Source organism: Butyricicoccus faecihominis, from assembly GCF_014648015.1.
Classification (GTDB): domain Bacteria; phylum Bacillota; class Clostridia; order Oscillospirales; family Butyricicoccaceae; genus Agathobaculum; species Agathobaculum butyriciproducens.
This window is the reverse complement of the sequence record NZ_BMQH01000015.1, coordinates 20,425-41,781: the sequence shown is the minus strand read 5'-3', so window position 1 is coordinate 41,781 and position 21,357 is coordinate 20,425. Positions and strand designations below refer to the sequence as shown.

Sequence of the window (21,357 nt, the reverse complement as noted above, 5' to 3'; positions counted from 1 at the left end):
TCCTGCAAGCAGTAGAGTGAACAGATTATCGTGCCATATCTCTGTGGTCGTAATACAGATTGCCCTTGGCAACTGCGGCATGGCTGATAATCTTGATATTGCCAGCTTTCTGGTTATCCAGAGCCTTCTGATAACCCACATCGCTCAAATACAGGCGATTTCTTTCGCCTTTCCAACCGACAGGCGATTCATCGGTCAGCACATCGAAAATAATCATGTGCTTGGTGGCGTCATCAAATCGTGCCAAGTCCATATAGGTATGTCCCTGGTACTCCTTGGCACCATCCTGAATCCGCTTTCGCTCCATCAGCTCTCCAATCGTCGAATTTCTTTGCATAAGAACCTCCTTACAGAACATCTCGGTCAGGGTTACTTTTGTGGGGAACCGAATCAGCTTTGACAGGTGCATCTTCTTTCTTCACCATGTCATCCGGCAGGGGAAGCGCCATAATGCTGCGCCCCATGCGTACAAAAGTCTCAGGCTGATGAAAGTGTTCCTCAAACTGCTTCATCAGTTCCGGGGACAGAGAACAAAAATCATCCTCGCCCAATCCCACAACCAGAAAATCACCGGCGATAATGTCATAAATATCGCCGTCATCATCACGCAGCGCACGGTTCAGTTCTTTGCCTACGAGTTTACCTTCGTCGTGCATCACCAGTGCAACCGGCTCATTGAACGGATAAGTTGCCTCAATATCGCCACCTACGGCTTTCTGCAAATCCTCCAGCTCACAGCCGATCTGCACAGCCTGCGGATACATGAACGGCTTTACCAGCAACACATTCATGGTATCTGCCTGTTCTTTCTGAACCTCCCGTTCCTCGGTCGTGCCGAACGCAACACCGGTAAAGTTTTCGGAGTCCAGAATGTACTCCGAATTGTAATAAGCGGCTCTAACCTGTTCCTCTGCCGCATCGTGAGATTCTGCTTGCACCGTAACCGTTTTCTCCAAGGTTTCGGTGATCTTCACATCGTATTCTTTCAAGTTTCGATACCTCCGTTTCTTTGAAAATAAGAAAAGCGACCATCCATGAACCTGTTACAGTTCATAAATAGTCGCATCCACATCGGCTAAAAGCTCGAACAAGCAAATATCGTCCAGTTCGCAAATCAGGGAACCCATGTCGAAGAAAATATCGTCCTCGCATTCCACCGTAGTAACCACGCTGCGGTGTTCGTTAAGACAAATGGCTTCTTCCTTGTCCATCGTGATCGTAGACATACAGGACACCACATAGAATGTCATATCTTCTGCTAACCACAGCTCCTTGCTCTGAATCGTGCGAACTTTTTCATCGCCGCTCATATCTTCTACATAGGACAGAAGCCGCACGGCTCTGCTGTTCAGAAGTACCTTTCCCTGATAGTCGATACCCTCACCAGCAGAGGACAATACTCGATACTCGCTAATCATCTCGGCATTTTTCTGAAACGACTTTGCCAGAAGCGCAGGAGAAATATCATCGAACTCCTCACTGTAGTTTACGAGCATATCTACCATATAATCAGGATCGCAAAGGTCGTAGAGTTCTTCCAAAGCGCCCTGAATGTTTTTGGGTGTAAACATTTTTTACCTTACCTTTCCATTGATTTTTCTCTTTTTTTCTGCCATTGCTCCAAAAGCTGAATGATTTTATCCTCCATCTGCTTGTTGGTATAGGACTTCGGGAAGTATTTTCGCAACGAATCCGTTTTGAAGGTTACTCTGTCCAGCTCTCCCTTCTTGATTTCATTCATAATCTCGCACATCGCATCCAGCGTACACTCGCCCTCCTGTGCGAGCTTTTTAATTCGCTGTGCTTGCGAAAGGGAAGGAGCTGCTTGAGCATAATCCATTGCAGAAAGAAAATCCTTCTGTTCTTCACTTGCCAGATAGGAAAGCTCCACCGCAGGATTGAATTTGATCTGACCCGTATCTACCATATCCAGCAGTTCCGGAATCAGTTCGGTCAGACGGATATAACGGTGTACCTGATTTCTGCTTTCTCCTGCCTCCTGACCGACTATATCCATTGCCTGCAACTTCATCCCAACTTGGGATGAAGTTAAATCGGTGCGTTGACCTTGATGTTTAATCGCATCCAGCTTCATCTTATAAGCAAATGCTCTTTCACTCGGCAGGATACTCTCCCTCTGCAAATTCGCATCAACCATCAAAATAATGGCTGCATCATCGTCCAGGTCACGAACAATCGCAGGCATGGTTTCCTTACCCGCAAGCTCCGATGCCCGGTGCCGCCTGTGACCAGAAACGATTTCATAACCACCGTCGGGGTCAGGACGGACAATCGCAGGAGTGAGAACTCCGAAATCTCGGACGCTCTCTGCCGTTTTCATCATTTCTTCATCATCAACCACACGGAAGGGGTGTCCCTCAAAGGGGTGTAGCTCAGAAAGCGGAATTTCCTGCACACGCTCCTGCTGGGCTTCAGCTCTGGATTGATCGGTGGAGAAAATATCATCGTACCCCTTCAAGCTGATGTTTGCGCCTTTTTTCTGCATTGTTTAACACCTCCTTCGTCAGAATTTTATAGGCTTCGGCAACTTTGCCTTTGGGATCATGCTTGAAGATACTGGTTCCCTCTGCGCTGATTTCCTCTGCACGGACAGAGCGGGGAATGTCGGTCTTGTAAACCTTCAGCTTTCCGCCGTAGCTCTCCCGAATCAGATTGCTGATGTCTTTGGAGTAGTTGGTGCGGCTGTCCACCATCGTCAGAAGAATCCCTTCAATCCTCAGTTTCGGGTTGATTTGCCTCTTGACCTTGTTGATGGTTCCAAGCAGCTGTTCCAGACCCTTTGCAGGAAGGTATGCTGCCTGAACCGGTATCAGCACATTGTCGGCAGCTGCCAACGCATTGACGGTCAGCATACCCAAAGACGGCATACAGTCAAGAAGAATGTAATCATAATTCTGTTTGACTGTATCCAGGTATTGCCGGAGAATGGTTTCCCGGCTCATGGCATTGACCAGTGCTACCTCCATACCTGAGAGTTCGATGTTGGACGGCACCAAATCAACGCCCTCCGGATGATGAAGAATCCCTTCATCGGGAGTAATAGGGTTTTCCATCATAATCTTTCCCATCAGATCGGAAAGTGTCGGAGACAGATCATCCGGGCAGGGATTGCCCAAACTGACCGTCAGGGAAGCCTGGGGATCGGTGTCTACCAGAAGCACCTTTTTTCCTTCAAGAGCCAAGCCAACGCCCAGATTCTCGGTGGTGGTGGTCTTTCCAGTGCCTCCTTTCTGATTGACCACCGCAATGATGGTTGCTTTTTTCGACATTTATCGTCACTCTCCTTCCTCTCGCTTCATTTTCAATTTCTTAAATCCTCCTTCCAAATATCCGTGTGACATATCGTGCCGAACAAGAGCATCGTAGTAGGTGTCTATTGTCGTCGGCGCATTGTATATCGTAGTCAGCATATACTGACGGATATTTCTAATCTTTGTGGTGTTCTCCTTGAAGCAGTCCATAACATATCGAATGTGTTCGGCATTCAGTTTCATAAACCGACTGCGGACAATTTCTGCCGGACGCTCCTCTGCACCAATGCGAATCAACGGTCGCTTCGTGCAAACTGTTTCAACGATCAACTCCAGAATGTTATCCAGCATTTCGGAATCGTAAGGGTAATCCTTCTTCAACAAATCCATACTGAGCTGATCCGAGAAATAATCAAAGTATTCTTGATACCGGTCATTCTCGTCCATCATTCCACCATTTCCGGAAGGAAAGATAGAATCAGTATCACTAAATTCAGTATTTTTAATATCAGTATTATTACATTGTGATTTCGGAAGTTCTTGAGTTGTGATTTCCATTGTTCCAGAATTGTGATTTTCACAATTCAAGAGTTGTGAATCCACAGCAGAGATAAAGTTCTTCACATAGATCAGGTTGGGCTTTCCCAAACCCTGGCGCTTACGTTCAATCAATCCTGCTTTCTTCTCAAGTTCACTGAGCAGCTTGATAGCCTTTTGTTCAGCACAGTTCAGAGCCATCTTCGCTTCGTCGATTGTAAAAATGATATACACTCTACCGTTTTTATCTATCCAACCATTCTTGGCAGACAGGCTCATGCGGTCAAGCAAAATGCCATACAGCATCTTGGCATCGGCAGAAATATTCCAGAACCTCTCGTTCGTGAACAACACCTTCGGAACTCGATAGAATGTGAATAGATCGGATTGCTGACCGTAAAAATAATCAAAACTCACACGGCTTCACCACCTTCTTTCTGCGGAAAACTTTCTGTTGTCAGCGGAATGCTGCGGAAAGTCGTATCCGTCTTTTCGTAAGGACATCGGGCAAAATAGTAGAAGCGGTATTCCTGTTCATACACATCCATATCAACGAAGCCCCACTTCACGCATAACCTTCTTCGTACACCAACCAATGCACGGGTGATCTCGCCCATAGGGACAGCCATCACATTCCGACTTGGGTTTCGGCGGCAAAGAGATTAAGTAGTAGCAATTATTTCTACCCAGACGGCAGCCCTTTCTGCCATTCGTCCAGAAGTAGCAGTAATGACAGTCGCTCGGCTTGTCTGCGGTATAAACAGGCTTGCTCAAATAAAACACCTCCAATCTCTTGTATTTGCCCATGGGTTTGGGCATAAAAAAAGAGCGCCTATCCATCCCCAATGCGGGGCAAATAGACGCTCTATGTACATAACGATATTTAATTTTATCTGCTATAACTGCATGGTATTCAAAACATCCGCCTTTTTTGATTAGCTGGATTTTTGGCACGATTTTGGGGCTGATTAGCAGGAAGGGCATTTTCATTAGCAAGAACAGCCCGTTTTCTGCTAAAAATTAGCTGGCGATTTTGTCTTATAACAACCGTTCGATTCTGGAGGGGTTGTCAAAAATCAAATTTTGGAGTAGAATTTTATCTCATACAGTGAAAGAGCTTTTTCGTAGCTTTTTATATAAGAAAAGCCGAAAACCCTTGAAAACAAAGGCTTTCGGCGTTGTTCACTGGCGTCCATAAGAGGATTTGAACCTCCGACCCCACGCTTAGGAGGCGTGTGCTCTATCCAGCTGAGCTATATGGACGTGTCTGATATATGATTATAGCCCGATCAAAGTCGAACTGCAATCCCTTATTTAGTTTTTTTTGAGGTGGCCGTTGTAACGCAACCTTAGGAGGCGAACCCTCTATCCAACTGAGGTACTGAGACAAATGAAAAAATATGAAGTTTTCACAGGAAAAAGAACAAGAAGCATCCGATAATTAGGAGGCATGTGCTCTATCCAACTGAGCTACTGAGACATAAAAACAAAAGTTTTTGCGAGCGGCTCCTTCGCGCAAAGTCGCAGCATGCGATATATTTATATTACTGCATTGAGAGCAAAAAGTCAATTCCGAATGCGGTGAAAAAAGTAAAGTGCAGCTGTGCAAAATTAAAGAATCATATTCTTGCAAGCGGGTGCAGAAAGTGATATGATACAATTACATATATGGGATTAATGAGGGGAATCACGAAACCCATTTATTTCCCGAAGGAGGGGGCATACTTGTGAAACAAATGCACATCACCGAAACGGTGCTGCGTGACGCGCAGCAGTCGCTGATTGCGACGCGAATGCCGTTTGAGGATTTCGAGGGCATTCTCGATGAGATGGATCGGGCCGGCTATCACTCGATTGAGTGCTGGGGCGGTGCGACCTTCGATTCCTGCCTGCGCTATCTGCATGAGGACCCGTGGGAGCGTCTGCGCAAGATCAAATCTCACATGAAGAACACCAAGCTGCAGATGCTGCTGCGCGGTCAGAACCTGCTCGGCTATCACCATTATTCGGATGATACCGTGCGCCGTTTTGTCCGCAAGTGCATCGAGAACGGCATGGATATCATCCGTATTTTCGATGCGCTGAACGATCTGCGCAACATCGAGACCGCCGTAGACGAATGCCTCAAGGCAGGCGGCCATGCACAGGGCTGTATCTGTTACACACTGAGTCCGATCCACAATCTGGAGATGTTCGTTTCGCTCGGCAGGCAGATCGAAGCCATGGGCTGCAACTCGCTGTGCATTAAGGATATGGCGGGCATCATGTCTCCGCAGGAGTGCTATGACCTGGTTACCGCACTCAAGCAGAACATCAAAATCCCGGTTTATGTGCATACACACGCGACCACCGGTCTGGGTTATATGACTTATCTAAAGGCAGCGGAAGCCGGTGCGGACGGCATCGACTGTGCAACCTCGTGCATGTCGGGCGGCACCAGCCAGCCGGCAACCGAGTCCATGGTCTATGCGCTCCAGCAGATGGGCTATGACTGCGGCGTGGATTCCAAAACGCTGCATGAGATCAACGAATTTTTCGTGCCGGTCAAGGACAAGTTCGCGGCGAGCGGTATGTTCGACCCGTATGTCCTGTCCACCAAGACCGATGCGCTCATCTACCAGATCCCGGGCGGCATGCTGTCCAATCTGGTGGCACAGCTGAAGGCGCAGAACGCAATCGACCGTCTCGATGAGGTACTCGCCGAAACGCCGCGCGTGCGTGCCGATATGGGTTATCCGCCGCTGGTAACGCCGCTTTCGCAGATGGTCGGCGTACAGGCAACGGTCAACGTTCTCCTCGGCGGCCGCTATAAGTCGATCGGCAAGGAGATCAAGAGCTACATCCGCGGCGAATACGGCAAGGCACCGGGCGAAGTCAATCCCGAACTCGCCAAGCAGGTGCTCGGTGACGAGCAGCCGATGACCGGCCGCTTTGCCGATACGCTTGAGCCGGAATTTCCGGCTGCACGCGAGCATCTCGGCACGCATGCCCGCAGTGAAGAGGACGTCCTGTCCTATATCGCATTCCCGCAGCAGGCAGAGCAGTTCTTTGAGCGCCGGGAGCAGACCTTCACCGCAAGCTATTCGTTCAAGGAGGTTAAGTGAGCATGGTACACGATCCGATCAGCGTACTGGACGCGCTCATGATCGCCCTGTCCGGTATCGTTATTGTATTTTTGATGCTGGCACTTCTCTGGGGTGTCATCGCTGTTATTTCCCGTGTGATGGGCGCGCTCGAAAAGCACACTGCGCATCCGGCTTCGGTCAGTGCAGCGGCTCCGGCGGCGGCGGCTCCGGCAGCAGCACCGGCACCTGCTCCGGCTCCGCAGGTCAAGCTGGAAGGCGTCAGCGAGGTGGAGGCGGCCTGCGTTATGGCTATCGTCAGCCACGAAACGGGCATTCCGCTCGATCAGCTTGTATTTAAGTCCATCAAGGCGGTTTAAGGGGAGAAAGAAACATGAAATATCAGGTATCGCTTAACGGCAAGCAGTTTGAAGTAGAAGTAGAAAAGGGGTCGGTAAGCGCAGTTCCGACCGGCGCGGCTCCCGCACCGGCACCGGCTGCAGCAGCGCCGGCACCCGCGGCAGCGCCGGCTCCGGCAGCAGCACCCGCACCCGCAGCAGCGCCTGCAGGCGGCGAGACCGTTGCAGCGCCCATGCCGGGCACCATTCTGGATATCCGATGCACGGCCGGTCAGGCCGTTAAGGGCGGCGATGTGCTGTTTATGTGCACCGCATGACGGCACGGTCGGCTCTGTCTGCGTACAGAAGGGCGCTTCCGTACAGACCGGCGCAGCACTCTGCACGATGTAACGGGAGGCGCGTACTATGCAATTTTCGTTTTTCGGTGCATTAGGCAGCATTCTGGCAAGCTCGGGCTTCGCGTCCTTCGCGGAGGACCCGCGCAGCCTGATCATGATCATCATTGCATGCGTGCTGCTGTACATGGGTATCGGCAAGAAGTTTGAGCCGCTGCTGCTCGTTCCGATCGCATTCGGCATGCTGCTGGCCAATCTGCCGCTGACCGGCCTGCTCAATGCACCGGTTGACGGTTCCAGTCCCGGTATGCTGTGGGTGTTCTATCAGGGCGTCCAGCATGCGATTTATCCGTCCATCATCTTCCTCGGTATCGGTGCTATGACCGACTTCGGCCCGCTGATCGCGCGCCCGTCCTCGCTGCTGCTGGGTGCAGCGGCACAGCTCGGCATCTTTTCTGCATTCCTGCTGGCGCTGGTGCTCGGCTTCCCGGGCGCAGTAGCGGCAGCCATCGCCATCATCGGCGGTGCGGACGGTCCGACCTCCATTCTGGTCGCTTCCCGTCTGGCGCCGGATTACCTGCCCGCCATCGCTATTGCGGCGTACTCGTATATGGCGCTCATACCGCTTATCCAGCCGCCGATCATGCGCCTGCTGACCACCAAGAAGGAGCGCGAGGTCAAGATGGAGCAGCTGCGTCAGGTCTCCAAGACCGAGAAGATCGTATTCCCGATCGCAGTTGCCATCATTGTTATCCTGCTGATTCCGGATACCGCTCCGCTGATCGGCATGCTCATGCTGGGCAACCTGCTGCGTGAGTGCGGCGTAACCGACCGCCTGAGCGACACCGCGCAGAACGCGCTGTGCAACATCGTCACCATCTTCCTCGGTCTGTCGGTAGGCTGCAAGGCGATTGCGTCCACCTTCCTGACCTGGGAGACCATCAAGATCATCATCCTTGGCCTGATCGCGTTCACGTTCTCGACCGTCGGCGGCCTGCTGTTCGGCAAGGTTATGTATAAGCTGACCGGTGGTAAGGTAAACCCGCTGATCGGCTCGGCCGGTGTATCTGCCGTTCCTATGGCAGCCCGCGTTTCGCAGGTTGAGGGCCAGAAGGCCAATCCGGCAAACTTCCTGCTCATGCACGCGATGGGCCCGAACGTAGCCGGTGTCATCGGCTCCGCTGTTGCCGCAGGCTTTATCCTCAAGGTATTCGGCGCGTAAGTACAAAGCAAAAGAACCCGAATTATCGGGTTCTTTTTTGTGCTCTTTTGGTTGAGAAGAATTGAAAATCAATTTGTAACGGTATGCACACGATATCCCGTAGGGGGAGCACATTGTGCTCTCACGCAAAGGTAAAACATCACGCGAATTCTCCATCTTCCATTCTCAATTTTTTATGCTTTCTTGACAATTTATGTCGCCCTGTTTTATAATAAATGTAAGAAATGAACGGGTGGTCCTTATTGTGCAGGTACTAAAAGACGAACTTCGACACAAAATTCTGCTTGAATCCGAGCATTTATTCCTGCAGCGCGGCTATGACCGCACCTCGCTGCAGATGATCGCGGACAAGGTAAATATCAGCAAGAGCAATCTCTACCACTACTTCAAAAACAAGGAGGAGCTGTTCTACGAGTTGACCGACAGCGCTGCAGACGGCCTGAAGCGCATGATTCTGCGCTTCCGCAGCATGCGGTTTGACCTGAATATGGACGCGCAGGAATTCCGCATGCTGCTCACCGAGGAGGTACTCTCGCTGCTGCTGGCGGAGAAATACGGCCTTCTTCTTATCATGGAGCAGGCCAACGGCACCCGATATGAAAACCTGCGGCCGGTAATGATTGAGCTGATTGCGTCCAAGATCGTGCCCATGCTGGCCGACGAGGAGAACAGCCCGATGATGGCGCAGATCATGGCACGCAATCTGGTGGACGGGACGGTACATATCCTCAAGAACCGCGTTCGCCCGAGCGAGGTCCGTGCCGGACTGAATCAGCTGATCACCTATCACACACAGGGAATGCACGCGCTGCAGTAAGCAGCGCGTGAGGCTGTCGAAAAACTCCGTTTTTCGAGCAGCCTCTCGATTGAAACCACGCTTTCAATCGAATCTTGACGAAAAGCCGCGCCCTGCGGGCACAATTTTTCGTCCCTTGTATAATTCCCGAGGTACACGCCCCCGGGAATTATGAATTTGCTTCGCAAATTCTATTTTATGCGTGCTACCGCACGAAGCGTAAAAATTAAAATAATACTTTTTTGACAGACTGACGCGCTGCAGTAAGCAGCGCGTTTTCTTTTGCCCTCAAACGGATACAAATGCGTTCTAACTGTCCCCGAACCAACATACACTGTCACAGATGAAACCTCATCAGGCAGGAGGGAAACAGCGGTGAAGGGCTTACCGGAGGAGCGCACGATCCGTCTGGCGCAGTACATGATTGAGCAGAAGGCCACCGTGCGGCAGACTGCGGCACGGTTCGGAATATCCAAGTCAACCGTACATAAGGATATCACAACGCGCCTGCAAAAGCTGAATACCGAGCTGTATGAGCGCGTACAGACCGTTCTGCAGGTGAACAAGCAGGAGCGGCACATACGCGGCGGCAGAGCAACACAGGCGAAATACCGCGCCGAAGCGGCGCAGCGACGCGGTGAAAAATAAAAAAACCGACTTTCCAAGCGGAAAGTCGGCAAACAGAAGCAGCGTGACAGTGTTGCTATGTAAAGGTTTAAAGCAGACCGAGCTCATGTGCGCAATCGCTGCAGACATTCTTACCCTTGAAGTGGATAATGTCCTTTGCGTTACCGCAGAATACGCAGGACGGCTCGTACTTCTTGAGGACGATATGATCGCCGTCAACGTAGATTTCCAGAGCGTCCTTCACTTCGATGCCCATAGTGCGGCGCAGCTCAATCGGGAGCACGATGCGACCAAGTTCATCAACCTTACGAACAATACCGGTGGATTTCATTTTCAACACACTCCATTTCTTCATCATAAAAAATGTATTACCAAATCCCACTCACTTGGGATGTTGGACAGAAGGGGGGAACACGATATGCTGTCCGTTATCTGGACGGTGTTCCTTTGTATGGCGCTGCTATGCGGTGCGGTCACGGGCAGGCTGGCAGAGGTTACGGCAGCGGTACCCACAGGGGCTTCGGAAGCGATCACGCTGGCGATCAGTATCACCGGGCTGATGTGCTTCTGGAGCGGTGTGATGGAGCTGCTGCAGGCTTCCGGACTGGCAGAGCGGCTGTCCCGTCTGATGGCACCTGTTCTGCGTCCCTTGTTCGGAAGCGCATCGCAGGATAAACAGGCGATGGAAGCGGTAAGCGCCAATGTAACGGCAAATTTGCTGGGGTTATCCAACGCGGCAACGCCGTTGGGATTGCGTGCGTCAGAGCGGCTGTATGTTCTTGCAGGGCGACGCGGAGCGCCGGATACCGTGCTGACGCTGATCGTGCTGAACGCAACCTCAATTCAGCTGATTCCGTCTACGGTGGCGGCGGTTCGTGCGGCTTGCGGAGCACACGCGCCATTTGATATTATGCTGCCGGTGTGGGGAGCTTCTGCGGCTTCCGTTGCGGCGGTGCTGCTCAGCAGTAAACTGCTGCGTCCATTTTTTCCGGATGGGGAATAGCGGGACAGGTAAGTGCGCCTTACAAGTAGTATTATCACACATGAAAAGCAAGAAATTTGTCGAATAAGCAAACGATCAACAAAAAATTTCCAAGCGAGGGAAATAATACAAGGAGGGAGATGATTGCAGGTTTTGCAGAACGCGCTCATTCCGGCACTTTTGGCAGGAATCAGCCTGTATGCGCTGTGCAAAGGCGTGGACGTATTTCCAACTTTTCTGCGCGGTGCAGCCGTCGGTTTGAAAACCGCGGTGCAGATACTGCCTGTTATGGTCGGGATGCTGACAGTCGTGTTCATGCTGCGCGCCTCAGGTGCCGTTGATATTGCGGCAAGCGTGCTCGCGCCCGCACTGCGTATACTGGGCATACCGAAAGAATGCACAGTCCTGACCCTGCTGAAGCCGATCAGCGGAGGAGGGGGACTGGCAATGGGCAGTGAAATTATACGACGCTGCGGACCGGACAGCTATGCCGGACGCGTGGCCGCAGTGATGTTGGGAGCCTCGGAAACCAGTCTGTACACGATCAGCGTGTACAGCGGGCACCTTGGTTTGAACCGAACCAGATATGCTGTTCTTGCGGCATTGTGCGGTGATCTGGCAGCATTTACCGCCTCTGCGGTACTGGTTAGATTATATTTCCCATACAGTTAATATTATATCGTGTATGTTAAAAAATTACCATAGCTTATGACAAAAATTGGCGAATTAAATAAACATTACTTGCACTATTTGTGCAATGTGTGAAAAAATTTACAGACTGAGAATATAAAAAAGCATCTATGCCGAAGCACAGATGCTTTTCATATTGCAAAGCGATTACTTCTTCACGATCTCCTTGCCGAAAGGACCATCATAGTCGAAGAAGCCCTTGCCGGTCTTAACGCCCAGCCAGCCGGCACGAACCATCTGACGCATCAGCGGATGCGGACGGTACTTCGGGTCGCCGGTCTCGCGGTACAGCGTCTCCATGATTGCGAGGTTTACGTCGTGGCCAACAAGGTCAGCGGTGTGCAGCGGGCCGGACTTCATGCCTGCGCCAAGCTGCATGGCAATGTCGACATCAGCAGGGGAAGCGATGCCGTCAGCAACGATACCCATTGCCTCGTTCATCATCGGAATCAGGATGCGGTTTACAACGAAACCAGGACCTTCCTTAACGGCAACCGGGGTCTTGCCCAGGGATGCCATCAGGTCAAATGCGGTCTGGAAGGTTTCGTCCGAAGTCTGGATCGCGCGGGTAACCTCAACCAGCTTCATGATCTGAGCCGGGTTGAAGAAGTGGCAGCCGATGAACTTATCCGAACGGTGCGGGATGCAGGCAGCCATCTCGGTGATGGACAGACCGGAAGTGTTGGAAGCGAAGATGGTGTGAGCGGGGCAGATCTTGTCCAGATCCTCCAGCAGGTCCTTCTTCAGATCCATGCGCTCCAGAATAACTTCCATGATGAAGTCAGCATCGGCAGCGTCCTTGCGGTCAACCGAGGTCTTGAGGGAAGCGAGCAGCTCGTCCTTGCGCTCTGCGGTCATCTTGCCCTTGCTTACGAGGAACTCGTAATCGTGTGTGATAACGGTCTTGCCGCGCTCGGTGAACTCCGGCTTGATGTCGATCATGGTAACGTCATGACCTGCGTTCAGAAATACCTCAGTGATGCGTGCGCCCATGTTGCCAGCGCCGAATACACAAACTTTCATGCTAAATTAACCTCTCTCTCACTCTTTGCGGATGGATGAACAGGTATTGCGAATATTGATTAGTCAAGACCGCACAATCTGGTTTTGAATTGTGCGGTCCGACTGTCTCAATGCTTACTTATTCTTGAATTCCTTAGCCGGCTTGTCGCGGTTCTTGTCCAGGAAGTAAGCCATGCCGTACTTCTGATCCTCGGTAGCGAAGCACTGTGCGAAGCAGTTGCCCTCGAACTTCAGAGCGGAGTTCAGGTCGGTCTGCATGCCAACGTTTACAGCTTCCTTAACCAGAGAAACAGCGATCGGAGCCTGAGCAGCGATCTCCTCAGCCAGCTTTACAGCCTCATCGAGCAGGTTCTCCAGCGGATATACGTAGTTAACCAGGCCCATGTCCAGAGCGTCCTGAGCGGTGTAGTTAGCGCGAGCGGTGTACAGCATTTCCTTAGCCTTGCCTGCGCCTACGAAGCGAGCCAGACGCTGGGTGCCGCCGCAGCCCGGGGTGATGCCCAGACCAACTTCAGGCTGACCGAAGGAAGCGTTCTCGGAAGCGAGACGGATGTCGCAGGACATAGCCAGCTCGCAGCCGCCGCCGAGGCAGAAACCGTTGATGGCAGCAATAACCGGACGCTTGAAGTTCTCGATCTTCCAGCAAACGCGGTTGGACTCGTTGCCGAACAGCTTGCCTTCTGCACAGGTCTTGGTAGCCATCTCGGAGATGTCAGCGCCTGCAACGAAGGAGTTAACGGTCTTGCCCTTCTTGTTAACGGTGGAAGAACCGGTCAGAACTACTGCATAAACGTCGTCCAGATCCTTAGCCAGCTCGTCGAATGCCTCTTCCAGCTGTGCGTACATGTCGGTGGACAGAGCGTTCATAGCCTTCATGTGCTCGATCTTAACGATCGCAACATGACCCTTTTTTTCGATTACTACGTCAGTCATTTTTAAGACTTCCTTTCAGAATATGTGCTATGAGCGTAAAACGCTCAAAAGCAATCTCCGTTCGGAGATTACCAAACATCCAAAGGATGTTTGCAGTTAAAATAGAACAGAAGCGAGCTTCTGTTCGTAAAAACCGGGGGCGTGTACCTCGGTTTTTACACCCCGACTCAGCCGCCTTGGGCGGCGTCATTCGGGTATCACAAGGTAGTTTCGTCAGGAACTACCTTGTGTATCTAGGGGACTTGCGCTCATCAAATCGCCGCACGGCGGCGGAATAAGGATAGTGGCCTACGGGCTGAAGTCCCCTAGAGTGCAAGGCGCAAGTTACTTGCAGAGCTCGTCGCGCTCAACGATGATAGCTTCGCCCATACCGCCGCCGATGCACATGGTAGCCAGACCGATGGTCAGGTCGCGCTTGATCATTTCGTGGATCAGGGTGGTGGTGATGCGGCAGCCGGCTGCACCGATCGGGTGACCCAGAGCGATTGCGCCGCCGTTTACGTTAACCTTGTCCATATCAAAGCCAAGCTCACGGTTAACAGCAGCAGCCTGTGCAGCAAATGCCTCGTTGGACTCGATCAGGTCGAGGTCAGCAACGGTCAGACCTGCGCGGGACAGAGCCTGACGGGTGGACTCGATCGGACCTACGCCCATGATGGACGGATCGCAGCCTACAGAGCCCCAGGCACGAACCTTAGCCAGCGGCTTGAGGCCGTTTGCCTTAACGAACTCCTCGGAAGCGATGATCATTGCAGCGCCTGCATCGTTGATGCCGGAAGCGTTGCCTGCGGTTACGGTGCCGCCGTCCTTCTTGAATGCCGGGCGCAGCTTGCCGAGGATCTCCAGAGTGGTGTTCGGCTTTACATGCTCGTCGGTATCAAAGATAACGGTTTCCTTCTTCTTCTTAACTTCGATCGGAACGATCTCGTCCTTGAAGCGGCCGTTAGCGATGGCAGCAGCTGCCTTCTGCTGGGAAGCGAGAGCGATCTCGTCCTGCATTTCGCGGGTGATGCCGTACTTTTCAGCTACGTTTTCTGCAGTGATGCCCATGTGGTACTGGTTGAATACATCAAATACGCCGTCGTATACCATCATATCGACCAGCTTCTTGTCGCCCATGCGAGCACCCCAGCGGGTATCGCGGGAGATGTACGGAGCACCAGACATAGACTCGCAGCCGCCTACCAGCATCATCTTGTTCTCACCGGAACGGATGATCTGGGTGCCGAGGGAGATGGCACGCATGGAGGAAGCGCAAACCTTGTTCAGGGTCATAGCCGGGGTGGTGATCGGCAGACCAGACTTCAGGCAAACCTGACGTGCTACGTTCTGGCCTACGCCGCCCTGCAGTACCTGACCGAACAGAACCTCGTCGATTGCTTCCTTGTCAACGCCTGCACGCTCGATAGCTGCCTTTGCAGCAGCGGTGCCAAGCTCGGAGGAGTGTACATCGCGGAGGGTGCCGCCGTAAGTGCCGATTGCAGTACGGGCAGCGGAACAGATGTAAACGTTCATTTAGCTGTTTCTCCTTTTCTACTGATGCGGCGAAAAAACTATGCCGCCGCATGGTGATGGAAACTCGATTTTCTTGAGTTCGTTAATATTTTATCAAACCATTCGGCAGAATGCAAGGGAAACTGGTCGATTCTGTAAAATTATATGAAAAGGCCGGTTTCCGTTTGCATAATCTGCACAAATAGAATTGATTAGTCGTTAGCCAGACCCATCAGCTCGTCACGGAAGATGCGAGCGTCCATGGTCTTGATCTCGTCAGCCATCTTCGGAACGAATTCCATCTGGTCGAGGATCTGGGTCTGCAGGTCGATGCCCGGAGCGATCTCGGTCAGGGTAACGCCTTCCGGACGCAGCTCAAATACGCAGCGCTCGGTGATGTACAGAACCGGCTGATGTACCTCGTTAGCGTAATCGCCGGAGAAGGTGATGTGCTCAACCTGCTTAACGAACTTCTTCTTAGCGCCTTCCTGGGTGATAACGAGCTTGCCGTCCTTGCACTCAGTCTTGAGGCCCTTTGCAGTGAAGGTGCCGCAGTAAACAACCTTCTTGGCGTTCTGGGTGATGTCGATGAAGCCGCCTGCACCTGCCAGACGGGTGCCGAACTTGGATACGTTCAGATCGCCGTTCGGAGCAGTCTCAGCCAGGCCGAGGAATGCAACGTCAAGGCCGCCGCCCTGATAGAAGTCGAACTGTACGTTGTGCGGGATGATGCACTGTGCGTTAGCAGCAGCGCCGAACTGGGTGCCGCCGTACGGTACACCTGCGATGGAGCCTGCCTCAACGGTCAGGGTCATCTTGTCGGAGATGCCTTCTTCAGCAGCTACGTTAGCGATCTTCTCCGGTGCGCCGGTGCCGAGGTTTACGATAGCATCCTGCGGCAGCTCCATAGCAGCACGGCGGGCGATGATCTTCTTAGCGTCCATCGGGATCGGCGGGATAGCGTCAACCGGGATGCGGAATTCGCCGGTCAGCGCGCCGTCGTACGGCATGCCGAGGCACTGCATGTTCTCCTCATCGGTGCCGACTACAACAGAGTCAACATAGATGCCCGGGATAGCAACCAGCTTCGGGTCCAGAGAACCGCCCTGTACGATCTTCTCAACCTGAACGATTACCTTGCCGCCGGAGTTCTTGCAGGCCTGAGCCATAGCAGTTACGTCCAGAGGACCGATCTCACGATGTACGGTGCAGTTGCCGTACTCATCGCAGTAGGAAGCACGCAGGAATACAACGTTGATCGGGAAGCCCTTGTACAGCAGGCGCTCCTGACCCTCGATGTTAACGATCTTTACCAGATCTTCCTTGGTAACGTCGTTCAGCTTGCCGCCGCCGTTGCGCGGGTCAGCGAAGGTCTTCAGGCCAACGTGGGTGATGGTGCCGATGTTGTGAGCAGCGATATCGCGGTACATGTGCGAGATAACGCCCTGCGGCAGGTTGTAAGCCTCGATCTTGTTGTTCAGAGCCAGCTCGCCGAGCTTCGGAGCACGGTCCCAGTGGCCGCCGATAACGCGCTTAACCATGCCTTCATGGCCGTAATGGTCACCGCCGGTGCCATCGCGGTGGCCCTGACCGGCTGCAAAGAACAGGGTCAGGTTCTGCGGGTGGCCGGTCTCAAGAAAACGCTTCTCGAGAGCCTTGGAAAGGGTCTCCGGGCAAGCACAGGATACGAAACCGCCGGTAGCAATGGTATCGCCGTCCTGAACCTTCAGAGCAGCTTCCTCCGCGGTGATGATGCTTACTTTCTTCATGTTTATCAATCCTCCTGATAATAGTGCGACCGGTTTTACAGTGGTCACGCCTGCGACGTGAAAGACCTGATTCTATCTATCGCCTGCGGAATCTCATCCGCTGCGGCAACAACAACACGGTGCGTGGCTTCGATCTCCTCATAGAGATACGGACAGCCGGTGCAGCCGCGCAGGATCAGCAGTACGTCATATGGAACACCGTCCTCCGGATAGGAGAATGAGGCGGTATCCAGAAGGGCAGCGCAAATCGCCTTGTAGGCATCGCCGCGCTCATAGCGCGGATTGCAGCCGCCGCAGAATTTTACTGTGCAGCGAAGCAAGGCGCACAACCCCTTTCTATGTAGCATTTCCGAATGTTACCATAGGGAAACAATGGGTAATAACACAAACACAGGCACTCACGGGTGCTCCATGAGTGCCTATAGTTTGCTCAGAGATTACTTGATGCGAGCAATCTTCTTTGCCAGTTCCTTCTTCATTTCAAGGTTGGACTGACGGGCAATCATGATGCGCTGAGCCTGCGGCGAGCCTGCACCGTGCATGGACTCCGGCAGATAGCCGACAGCTGCAGTACCCATGGTCATGTTCTCGATCAGGCGCAGCAGACGCATACGGTCCTCAGTCGGAACGGAAGCAACGCCCTTGAGGTACTTCTCGATGTACGGCTTGAGCTCCGGGTTGCGGTAATCAGCCTCGGACGGCTGGGTTACCATCAGGCCACCTGCCAGATCCTGTGCCAGACGAGCGATCTCGTACGGGAAGCGGGTAACGTTCTGCTTGCAGACGTTAGCCAGCAGCAGGTCGATCAGATAGTTGCCTGCCTTGGTCTTGGTGCCCTGAGAGGAGCAAGCGATACCGCAGCAGTACAGGGTCTCGTTCAGGTGGGTCATCTCGATCAGCTTGTCCTTAACGTGGGAAGCCTTGGAGGAGCCAGCCATATCGCCAGCCAGAGCGGTAGCGCCGATCAGAACGTCGCCTACGCCGACCTTGCAGCCGCCGTAAGACTGACGGTGATAGCCTGCGAAACGCTCTACGATCATGCCGGCAAACTTAACTTCGCCGTTGAGGAAGATGCGGTCGTTCGGAACGAATACGCGGTCGAAGATAACGAGAACTTCGTGGCCGCCGTATACCTTGTTGCCAACGTCGATGTCGTTGTACTCTTCCATCTTGCGGGTGTCGCAGGACTGACGGCCGTAGATCAGGGTGATGCCCTTGGAATCGGTCGGAACTGCGAAGGAGATCGCGTAGTCCTCGTCGCCCTCACGCATGGAGATGGTCGGCATTACCAGAACCTCGTGAGAGTTTACGAAGCCGGTCTGGTGAGCCTTAGCGCCGGTAACGTAAACGCCGTCAGCGGTGCGCTCTACAACGTGCAGGAACAGATCCGGGTCAGCCTGCTTGGACGGAGCGAGGGAACGGTCGCCCTTAACGTCGGTCATAGCGCCGTCAACTGCGAGATCCTCGTCCTGTACGCGGGTCAGGAACTTGAGGAAGTTCTCGTGGTACTTGGTGCCGCAAGCCTCGTCGATCTCGTAGGTGGAGGAGAATACAGCGTTCATAGCGTCCATGCCTACGCAGCGCTGGAAGCAGGCTGCGGTCTTCTGACCGAGCAGACGCTGCATCTTAACCTTCTTGATCAGGTCGTCGGTGGACTGATGCATGTGGGTGAAGCGGTTGATCTTCTTGCCGGAGATGTGGGAGGTAGCAGTCATCAGATCCTGATACTGCGGGTCCTCGGCCAGCTCGTAGGTAGCGGCGAAGGAGTTCAGGGAAGGACGGATAACCGGGTCGTCAACCGGGTTCTCTACCTTCTTGCCGAACATATACAGGTTGAGGTTCAGCTTGCGCAGGGACTCAATGTACTGGTCTTTGGTCATCATAAGTGATCAAGTATCCTTTCTCATTACAATTTGGTACACATAACATGAATAAAGAAAATAGGGCGGGGAGACGGGACTCCCCGCCCTATTCAGGCGTTACATGCGGAAATTAGAAGCACTCTTTGTATACGCGCTCGCTGAGCTCGATGCTCCACGGACGGTAAGAGTTGGTGATCAGACGCTGCTGGTTTGCATCAACAGACAGTGCAAATGCCTTAACGTCCTCTTCCTTGAAGCCGTACTCATGCAGCGGCTTCAGGTGCAGAACCTTCTCCAGGGTTACGTTCAGGGTGCGCAGAGCGTCTTCCTTGGTGCAGCCCAGGCAGCGAGCAACGATTTCCTTGAACTTGCCCAGCTCGCCAGCCGGCTCGTACTCGTCGTACATCTCGAGGATCTTGCCGAACAGAGCGTAGTTGGACTCGCCGTGCGGAACATGGTAGGTGCCGCCGAGCGGGAAGGACATGCCGTGTACGGTTGCACAGCCGGCCTTCAGGAATGCGATGCCTGCGAACAGGGAAGCATGAACGAACTCGCCGAGGTAATCCATACGAGCGTCCGGGCCTTCCAGAGCGATGCGGCGGAAGCCCTCGAGGATCATCTCCATAGCCTTAACGGAGAACATCTCGGAGGTAACGGTCTTGCGGTGCGGGGACAGGAAAGACTCGGTAGCGTGGATCAGAGCATCGATAGCGGATGCTGCGAACGGCTTGTACGGCAGGGTCTTAAGCAGATCCGGAACCAGGCAAACCTTGTTCGGGATGATGTCGTCGGAAACCAGGCCGAGCTTGGTATCGCCGCCGGTCAGCTTGCCGTCCTTCTCGTCCTTAACGATAGCAACAGAAATGTTGGTAACCTCAGAACCGGTACCGCAGGTGGTCGGGATAGCGATAACTTCCTTCTCATGTACAACAGGCTCGCGCTTGAAGTACAGCTCATGTACGGAGGTCGGGCGCTTGCAGCCGAGCAGCTTGCAAAGGTCCATGATAGCACCGCCGCCTACTGCGATTACGCGGTCGTAGGAATCGTACGGAATAGCCTCGTACATGGTCTCGATCATAGCCTCGGAAGGCTCGCCTGCACCGAACTTCTCCTGGAATACGAACTTGCTCTTGAGGCCAAGCTCTTCCATGAAGGGCTTGTAGATGAATTCGTTGGTCAGAACGACGTCGCGCTCGCCCAGCTTGAACTCCTCAGCGAAAGCACCAAAGGTGTCAAACTTGTAAATAGTCGGGGCAATGACGATCTCTCTCTTGTCCTTCATCAGGGAGGCGCTGAAAGCATCCATAGCCATAGTAGAAACATCTCCAATCAAAAATTTTATAAAAGGCCGTGCGGCTTTTTATTACATGATTTTACAGGGTGGTTTTTTCCTGTGTTCTTATTGTAGCAAATTTGCGCCAAAACTTCAACATAAACAAACAATAATTTCATCAAAAATTGACCAACTAAACCTGTACAAAAAGACAATAAAAAGTCCCGCAATCTTATTACGGGACTATTTTAACGTATTTATTGTGATTTGTAAATGGGGTAATGGTGAAAAGTACCGAAAAGTTTTTGCATAAATTTCCGTTCTTTAGCTGTTTTGCGAAAAACGGCTCAAAAATGCGCGTGTTCGCTCGTTATGCGCATTTTCAAATACCTCTGTCGGCGTGCCCTCCTCAACGATGGTGCCGCTGTCCATGAACACGACATGATCGGCCACATCGCGGGCAAACGCCATCTCGTGGGTGACGATGATCATGGTGGTGTGCTGGTCCGCCAGTGAGCGGATAACGCGCAGCACCTCGCCGGTCAGCTCGGGGTCGAGCGCCGAGGTCGGCTCATCGAAGCACAGGATATCCGGCTTGAGCGCGAGCGCACGCGCAATGGCGACACGCTGCTGCTGACCGCCGGACAGCTGGTGCGGATAGTGGCTCATGCGGCCCTCGAGGCTCATCATCTCGAGCAGCTCGATGGCGCGGTGCTCGATCTGCTCGTGAATCTCGCGCTTGTTCTGCTTGTAGTCCGGGCGTTCCTTGGCTTGCAGCAGGGGAGCGAGCATGACGTTCTCCAGTGCAGTGTACTGCGGGAACAGGTTGAACGACTGGAACACCATGCCGAAGTGCAGACGGTTCTTGCGGATCTGCGCATCGCTCTTGGCGGCATGGTCGGCAGCGTCGAGCAGTGTCTCGCCGTTTACAATGATCTTACCCTCATTCGGGGTTTCGAGAAAATTCAGGCAGCGCAGCAGCGTGGTCTTGCCCGAACCGGACGAGCCGATGATGGCAAGCGCCTTGCCGCGCTCCAATGTAAAGCTGATGTCTTTCAGCACCTTGGTAGAGCCGAAGCTCTTATAAAGGTGCTGTACCTCCAGAATAGGCATAACGGCTC

24 protein-coding genes and 1 tRNA gene are annotated in these 21,357 nt (G+C 52.9%); 8 read left to right on the top strand and 17 right to left on the bottom strand.

From position 1 onward, the window contains the following. Positions 1–25: 25 nt before the first annotated feature. The 8 genes from IEY11_RS13100 to IEY11_RS13065 all read right to left on the bottom strand — a co-directional run bounded on the left by IEY11_RS13100 (position 26) and on the right by IEY11_RS13065 (position 5,072). Entirely contained in the window at positions 26–337 is a 312-nt protein-coding gene (locus tag IEY11_RS13100) for a DUF5720 family protein (protein WP_002304317.1), read from the bottom strand. Between the two features lie 10 nt (positions 338–347). After that, positions 348–989 carry a DUF3846 domain-containing protein gene (locus IEY11_RS13095; RefSeq protein ID WP_002588969.1) on the bottom strand — a complete coding sequence of 214 codons (642 nt, stop codon included), beginning with the start codon at positions 987–989 and terminating at the stop codon, positions 348–350. A 54-nt stretch (positions 990–1,043) separates the two neighbouring features. Next, entirely contained in the window at positions 1,044–1,571 is a 528-nt protein-coding gene (locus tag IEY11_RS13090) for a hypothetical protein (protein ID WP_002304315.1), read from the bottom strand. An 8-nt stretch (positions 1,572–1,579) separates the two neighbouring features. Next, complete coding sequence (locus IEY11_RS13085) at positions 1,580–2,506, bottom strand: ParB/RepB/Spo0J family partition protein (RefSeq protein ID WP_002304314.1); 927 nt, start codon at positions 2,504–2,506, stop codon at positions 1,580–1,582. Further along, the gene (locus IEY11_RS13080) at positions 2,463–3,290 is read right to left on the bottom strand and encodes a ParA family protein (protein WP_002304313.1); all 828 of its coding nucleotides are present in this window, start codon (positions 3,288–3,290) and stop codon (positions 2,463–2,465) included. The genes IEY11_RS13085 and IEY11_RS13080 overlap by 44 nt, the downstream gene beginning before the upstream one ends. Positions 3,291–3,296: 6 nt before the next feature. Next, positions 3,297–4,226, bottom strand: coding sequence for a DUF6017 domain-containing protein (locus IEY11_RS13075; protein ID WP_002304312.1), 930 nt, complete (start codon positions 4,224–4,226; stop codon positions 3,297–3,299). Next, positions 4,223–4,426, bottom strand: a complete 204-nt coding sequence (locus IEY11_RS13070; RefSeq protein ID WP_223385014.1) for a hypothetical protein — start codon at positions 4,424–4,426, stop codon at positions 4,223–4,225. The genes IEY11_RS13075 and IEY11_RS13070 overlap by 4 nt, the downstream gene beginning before the upstream one ends. A gap of 569 nt (positions 4,427–4,995) precedes the next feature. Beyond that, positions 4,996–5,072, bottom strand: a tRNA-Arg gene (locus tag IEY11_RS13065). Positions 5,073–5,545: 473 nt separating this feature from the next. Between IEY11_RS13065 and IEY11_RS13060 the strand changes: the two genes are divergently transcribed. From IEY11_RS13060 to spoIIID, 6 genes are all read left to right on the top strand, one after another. Beyond that, positions 5,546–6,913, top strand: a complete 1,368-nt coding sequence (locus IEY11_RS13060) for a pyruvate carboxylase subunit B (protein ID WP_243184017.1) — start codon at positions 5,546–5,548, stop codon at positions 6,911–6,913. Positions 6,914–6,915: 2 nt separating this feature from the next. Continuing rightward, positions 6,916–7,251 carry an OadG family protein gene (locus tag IEY11_RS13055; RefSeq protein WP_188886771.1) on the top strand — a complete coding sequence of 112 codons (336 nt, stop codon included), beginning with the start codon at positions 6,916–6,918 and terminating at the stop codon, positions 7,249–7,251. 14 nt (positions 7,252–7,265) lie between these two features. Beyond that, a complete protein-coding gene (locus tag IEY11_RS13050; RefSeq protein ID WP_308744403.1) occupies positions 7,266–7,547 on the top strand; it encodes an acetyl-CoA carboxylase biotin carboxyl carrier protein subunit in 282 nt (93 codons plus the stop codon). A gap of 88 nt (positions 7,548–7,635) precedes the next feature. Then, complete coding sequence (locus IEY11_RS13045) at positions 7,636–8,787, top strand: sodium ion-translocating decarboxylase subunit beta (protein ID WP_118667889.1); 1,152 nt, start codon at positions 7,636–7,638, stop codon at positions 8,785–8,787. A gap of 244 nt (positions 8,788–9,031) precedes the next feature. Next, positions 9,032–9,604: a TetR/AcrR family transcriptional regulator gene (locus IEY11_RS13040; protein ID WP_158557297.1), complete on the top strand. Its 573-nt coding sequence runs from the start codon at positions 9,032–9,034 to the stop codon at positions 9,602–9,604. A 354-nt stretch (positions 9,605–9,958) separates the two neighbouring features. Continuing rightward, entirely contained in the window at positions 9,959–10,231 is a 273-nt protein-coding gene (gene spoIIID, locus IEY11_RS13035) for a sporulation transcriptional regulator SpoIIID (RefSeq protein WP_117492171.1), read from the top strand. 67 nt (positions 10,232–10,298) lie between these two features. On the opposite strand, the gene IEY11_RS13030 is transcribed toward spoIIID, so the two are convergent. Continuing rightward, entirely contained in the window at positions 10,299–10,541 is a 243-nt protein-coding gene (locus tag IEY11_RS13030; protein ID WP_110437393.1) for an AbrB/MazE/SpoVT family DNA-binding domain-containing protein, read from the bottom strand. Between the two features lie 87 nt (positions 10,542–10,628). On the opposite strand from IEY11_RS13030, the gene IEY11_RS13025 reads away from it, so the two are divergent. Together IEY11_RS13025 and IEY11_RS13020 are read left to right on the top strand one after the other, a co-directional pair. After that, a complete protein-coding gene (locus IEY11_RS13025) occupies positions 10,629–11,213 on the top strand; it encodes a nucleoside recognition domain-containing protein (RefSeq protein WP_110437394.1) in 585 nt (194 codons plus the stop codon). Between the two features lie 123 nt (positions 11,214–11,336). After that, the gene (locus IEY11_RS13020) at positions 11,337–11,864 is read left to right on the top strand and encodes a spore maturation protein (protein ID WP_308744399.1); all 528 of its coding nucleotides are present in this window, start codon (positions 11,337–11,339) and stop codon (positions 11,862–11,864) included. Positions 11,865–12,029: 165 nt separating this feature from the next. Here IEY11_RS13020 and IEY11_RS13015 read toward each other — a convergent pair whose 3' ends face one another. The 8 genes from IEY11_RS13015 to IEY11_RS12980 all read right to left on the bottom strand — a co-directional run bounded on the left by IEY11_RS13015 (position 12,030) and on the right by IEY11_RS12980 (position 21,349). Continuing rightward, on the bottom strand, positions 12,030–12,905 hold the full coding sequence (locus tag IEY11_RS13015; protein WP_188886770.1) for a 3-hydroxyacyl-CoA dehydrogenase family protein: 876 nt from the start codon (positions 12,903–12,905) through the stop codon (positions 12,030–12,032). Between the two features lie 114 nt (positions 12,906–13,019). Next, complete coding sequence (locus tag IEY11_RS13010) at positions 13,020–13,838, bottom strand: enoyl-CoA hydratase-related protein (protein WP_118286159.1); 819 nt, start codon at positions 13,836–13,838, stop codon at positions 13,020–13,022. Positions 13,839–14,162: 324 nt separating this feature from the next. Then, entirely contained in the window at positions 14,163–15,353 is a 1,191-nt protein-coding gene (locus IEY11_RS13005; protein ID WP_118481064.1) for an acetyl-CoA C-acetyltransferase, read from the bottom strand. Positions 15,354–15,544: 191 nt separating this feature from the next. Then, positions 15,545–17,101: an acyl CoA:acetate/3-ketoacid CoA transferase gene (locus tag IEY11_RS13000; RefSeq protein ID WP_119194587.1), complete on the bottom strand. Its 1,557-nt coding sequence runs from the start codon at positions 17,099–17,101 to the stop codon at positions 15,545–15,547. 44 nt (positions 17,102–17,145) lie between these two features. Further along, complete coding sequence (locus tag IEY11_RS12995; RefSeq protein ID WP_188886769.1) at positions 17,146–17,421, bottom strand: hypothetical protein; 276 nt, start codon at positions 17,419–17,421, stop codon at positions 17,146–17,148. Between the two features lie 117 nt (positions 17,422–17,538). Continuing rightward, a complete protein-coding gene (locus IEY11_RS12990) occupies positions 17,539–18,984 on the bottom strand; it encodes a 4-hydroxyphenylacetate 3-hydroxylase family protein (protein WP_118481065.1) in 1,446 nt (481 codons plus the stop codon). 109 nt (positions 18,985–19,093) lie between these two features. Continuing rightward, on the bottom strand, positions 19,094–20,275 hold the full coding sequence (locus tag IEY11_RS12985; protein ID WP_227600691.1) for a 4-hydroxybutyrate dehydrogenase: 1,182 nt from the start codon (positions 20,273–20,275) through the stop codon (positions 19,094–19,096). Between the two features lie 285 nt (positions 20,276–20,560). Next, positions 20,561–21,349 carry an amino acid ABC transporter ATP-binding protein gene (locus IEY11_RS12980; protein ID WP_279289191.1) on the bottom strand — a complete coding sequence of 263 codons (789 nt, stop codon included), beginning with the start codon at positions 21,347–21,349 and terminating at the stop codon, positions 20,561–20,563. Positions 21,350–21,357: the final 8 nt, after the last annotated feature.